Annotated in this window: 4 protein-coding genes and 1 riboswitch; all 4 genes read right to left on the bottom strand. The window is 70.1% G+C overall.

Going from position 1 to position 3673, the window contains the following annotated elements; genetic code table 11:
• A partial coding sequence (ribH, locus tag U9983_RS26545; protein WP_322756628.1) for a 6,7-dimethyl-8-ribityllumazine synthase occupies positions 1-360 on the bottom strand: 360 nt, incomplete at its 3' end.
• Complete coding sequence (locus U9983_RS26540) at positions 357-1772, bottom strand: bifunctional 3,4-dihydroxy-2-butanone-4-phosphate synthase/GTP cyclohydrolase II (RefSeq protein WP_322756627.1); 1416 nt, start codon at positions 1770-1772, stop codon at positions 357-359. The genes U9983_RS26540 and ribH, both read right to left, overlap by 4 nt.
• Entirely contained in the window at positions 1769-2482 is a 714-nt protein-coding gene (locus U9983_RS26535; protein ID WP_322756630.1) for a riboflavin synthase, read from the bottom strand. Before U9983_RS26535 ends, U9983_RS26540 begins: the two co-directional genes overlap by 4 nt.
• A 124-nt stretch (positions 2483-2606) precedes the next feature.
• A riboswitch (FMN riboswitch) is annotated at positions 2607-2735 on the bottom strand.
• 181 nt (positions 2736-2916) lie between these two features.
• Positions 2917-3615 (bottom strand): ribulose-phosphate 3-epimerase, encoded by a 699-nt coding sequence (gene rpe / locus U9983_RS26530; RefSeq protein WP_322747566.1) that lies wholly within the window; start codon positions 3613-3615, stop codon positions 2917-2919.
• Between the last annotated feature and the right edge of the window lie 58 nt (positions 3616-3673).

Raw genomic sequence — 3673 nt, 5'->3', positions numbered from 1 at the left:
CGTGTCACAGGTCAGGACGCCAAACCCGACCGGCACACCGGTATCGAGAGCCACCCGGGTGAGCCCGGCGGTCACCGACTGGCAGACGTAATCGAAGTGCGGGGTGCCGCCGCGGATCACCACTCCCAACGCCACCACCGCGTCATGGTCGGCGGCGAGCGCCGCGGCGACGACGGGGAGTTCCACCGCACCGGGCACCCGGACCACCGCCGGCGAGGCGACGCCGGCGTCCTTGGCGGCCCGCAATGCCCCGTCCAACAGGGCATCGGTGATCTCGCTGTGCCACCGGGCCGCCACCACGGCCAGCCGCAGACCGGCGCCGTCGGGGATGGACCCAGCCAGCGAGCCCGTGCCGCTCACGCCGACTCCCCCTGACACGCGTCCGCCATCAGTGCTGCCAGGACTGCGGCCTCCGGGCGCGCGATCTGACGATCGTCGCGCGCCCTTTGGCCCTCCAGCAGGTCGGTGTCCACGGGTCCGTTCGCCGGGACACGATGACGCGGCACATCGGCACGGGCACCCACCGCCGTCGGCAGACCCGGCAGACCCGGCAGATCGTGCCCCATCCGGTCCCTCTTGGTCGTGAGGTAGCCCAGGTTCTCGGGAGTGAAGGTCACCGGGAGTCCCACCCGCTCGACGATCTCCAGACCGTAGCCCTCAAGCCCGGCCCTTTTGGTCGGATTGTTGGACAGCAGGCGCATCGCCCGGACACCGAGGTCGACCAGGATCTGGGCGCCCGTGCCGTAGTCACGGGCGTCGGCGGGTAGGCCGAGAGCGAGGTTGGCGTCCACGGTGTCGTGCCCGGCATCCTGCAGCTCGTAGGCACGAAGCTTCTGGCCCAGGCCGATACCACGGCCTTCGTGGCCCCGCATATAGAGCACCACCCCCCTGTCCTCAAGGGATATCGCGCGCAGCGCGGCGTCGAGCTGGGTCCCGCAGTCGCAGCGCCGTGAGCCGAAGACGTCACCGGTGAGGCACTCGCTGTGCACCCGCACCAGCACATCGCGGCCGTCGGAGATGTCGCCCCTGACCAGGGCCAGGTGCTCGGTGCCGTCGATGATGCTGCGATAGCACAGGGCCCGGAACTCCCCGTGCCGGGTCGGGATGGTCGCCTCGGCGACCCGCTCGACATGCCGTTCGCTGCGGCGCCGGTATGCCACCAGATCCGCGATCGAGATCGTCAACAGCCCGTGTTCGGCGGCGAACCGCATCAGTTCCGGCAACCGGGCCATGGTCCCGTCGTCGTTGACGATCTCACAGATAACCCCGGCCGGACGCAGCCCCGCCAGCCGGGCCAGATCCACCGCCGCCTCGGTGTGGCCGGGGCGGCGCAGCACCCCACCGGCCTTCGCCCGCAACGGAAAGACGTGGCCGGGCCTGGTGATGTCGGCGGCGGTGGTCCCAGGATCGGCCAGCAGTCCGATCGTGTGTGCCCGGTCAGCGGCTGAAATGCCGGTCGTCACCCCGTCACGGGCGTCGACGGAGACGGTGAACGCCGTGCCCATCCGGTCGGTGTTGTGGGGGACCATCTGATCGAGAGTCAGCCGATCGAGGTCGGCGCCGGCCATCGGCACGCAGATCACACCGGATGTGTGGCGGATCGTGAACGCCAACAGCTCCGGCGTGGCCAGCTCAGCCGCAAAGATCAGGTCGCCTTCGTTCTCGCGGTCGGCGTCGTCGACGACGATGACAGGCCGGCCGGCCGCGATCTGGGCTACCGCGTCGTCAATGGAGGCCAGGCGGGTGTCGCCGGCTGTCTGGGGTCCGGTCATGACGGTTGTCCGTTCCCGCTCGAAATCGTGGGGGTGAGGGTGGCGGTGGGGCTCACGAGGCGACCCGCGCCGGTCGTGTCACCGGCGGCGATGAGTTTCTCGACGTACTTCGCCAGGACGTCGACCTCGAGGTTGACCCGGTCCCCCACCGCGCGACGGCCAAGGGTGGTCATCCGCAGCGTCGTCGGAATCAGGCTCACGGTGAACGAGGCCGGGGATGATCCTGACGGTGACACCGTCGCCGCGGTCACGTCCACCACCGTCAGGCTGACGCCATCCACGGTGATGGACCCCTTCTCGACGAGGTAGCGGTCCAGGCCCGGCGGCAGGCTGATACGCACGACCTCCCAATGGGTCTCCCGCCGTCGATCGACCACCACGCCGACGCCGTCGACATGCCCCTGCACGAGATGGCCGCCGAGGCGGTCGGCCAGGCGCACGGCGCGTTCCAGGTTGACGGGGTCCCCGACGGACAGACCGGCGAGAGCCGAACGGTCCAGGGTCTCCTGCATGACGTCGGCGACGAACGCCCGCCCACCATCACGGGAAGACCAACTGGTGACGGTCAGGCAGACCCCGTTGACGGCAATGGACGCGCCCTCGCTGACGTCGGCAAGGACGGTGGAGGCGCTGACGACGAGTCGAGCCGAGGCGGGAAGCGGCTCGACCGCCGCGACGACACCGAGTTCCTCGACGATTCCGGTGAACATTACTGACGTGCCCCCTTGTCTCGGCACCACGTCCGAGACAGGGGTGAGCACGCGGGACGCCACCGGCACATGGGCGCCGGACGGACCGTGCGCGACGGTGAAGACCGCCGGACGGCACACGCCCGCGCGCGTCCTCCCATCCGGACTTTCACCGTCGGTCCCGGAATTTCACCGGGTCCACCGGCCGCTGGCTGCGGACGGGTCGCGGACTGTCACCGCCGGCTCGGAGTTTCACCGACCCCGGAGCGCGCGTGCTACTGCAACTACCTGTCTGAGTCTTGCACATGAAAGCCGCATGGGCACGAGAAAGCCCGGCCTGCGCCGCTGGATGAGCGCGGTGCCACCACTGCCCGCAGAAATGCCAACCTGCTCAGGGTCACCGACCATCGACAGGGCGGTCAGGGCGGTCAGGGCGGTCAGGGCGGTCAGGGCGGTCAGGGCGTCGGCACGCCAGGTGCGACCAGCCGCGGCGAGGCGCGCAGCGCCTGCGCACGCAGCGACTCGACCGCCGCCGCCGGGTCAGCCGCACCGTAGACAGCGGTGCCGGCGACGAAGACGTCGACCCCGGCATCGGCGGCCCGCTCGATGGTGTCGGCGTTGACCCCACCGTCGATCTGCAGCCACAGATCGAGGCCGCGGTCGTCCAACAGCCGCCGTGCCGCTGAGATCTTCGGCAGGACCTCGTCCATGAACCGCTGCCCACCGAACCCCGGCTCGATGGTCATCAGCAGGAGCAGGTCGAACCGGTGCAGGTCATCGAGGTAACGCTCGACGGGAGTGGCCGGCTTCACCCCCAGACCGGTACGGGCGCCGGCCGCCCGGATGGCAGCGGTGGTCCGGGGCAGGTCGGTGACGGCCTCGGCGTGGATCGTGACGTTGGCCGCGCCCCGCTCGGCGTAGCCGGCGGCCCAGCGGTCCGGATCCTCGATCATCAGATGGCAGTCGAGGGGCGTCGAGGTGACCGTGCGCAACGCGGTCACCGTGTCCGGCGCAAGGGCGAGGTTGGGGACGAAGTGGTAGTCCATGATGTCGACGTGCAGCCAGTCGGCGTGTCCCTCGACCGCCAGCGCCGCTTGCGTGATCCGCCCGAAGTCGGCGGCAAGCAAGCTCGGGTAGATCTGCGCTGTGGCCACGCCTACGAGCGTATCGACGTCCGGCGATGCGACAGCGGAAGCGTAGGTGGTTTCGGCC

The sequence above is a fragment of the Protofrankia sp. Cas3 genome, assembly GCF_963555955.1.
Lineage (GTDB): Bacteria > Actinomycetota > Actinomycetes > Frankiales > Frankiaceae > Protofrankia.
The sequence above is the reverse complement of the archived record's forward strand: the minus strand, read 5'-3'. Positions and strand labels throughout refer to the sequence as shown.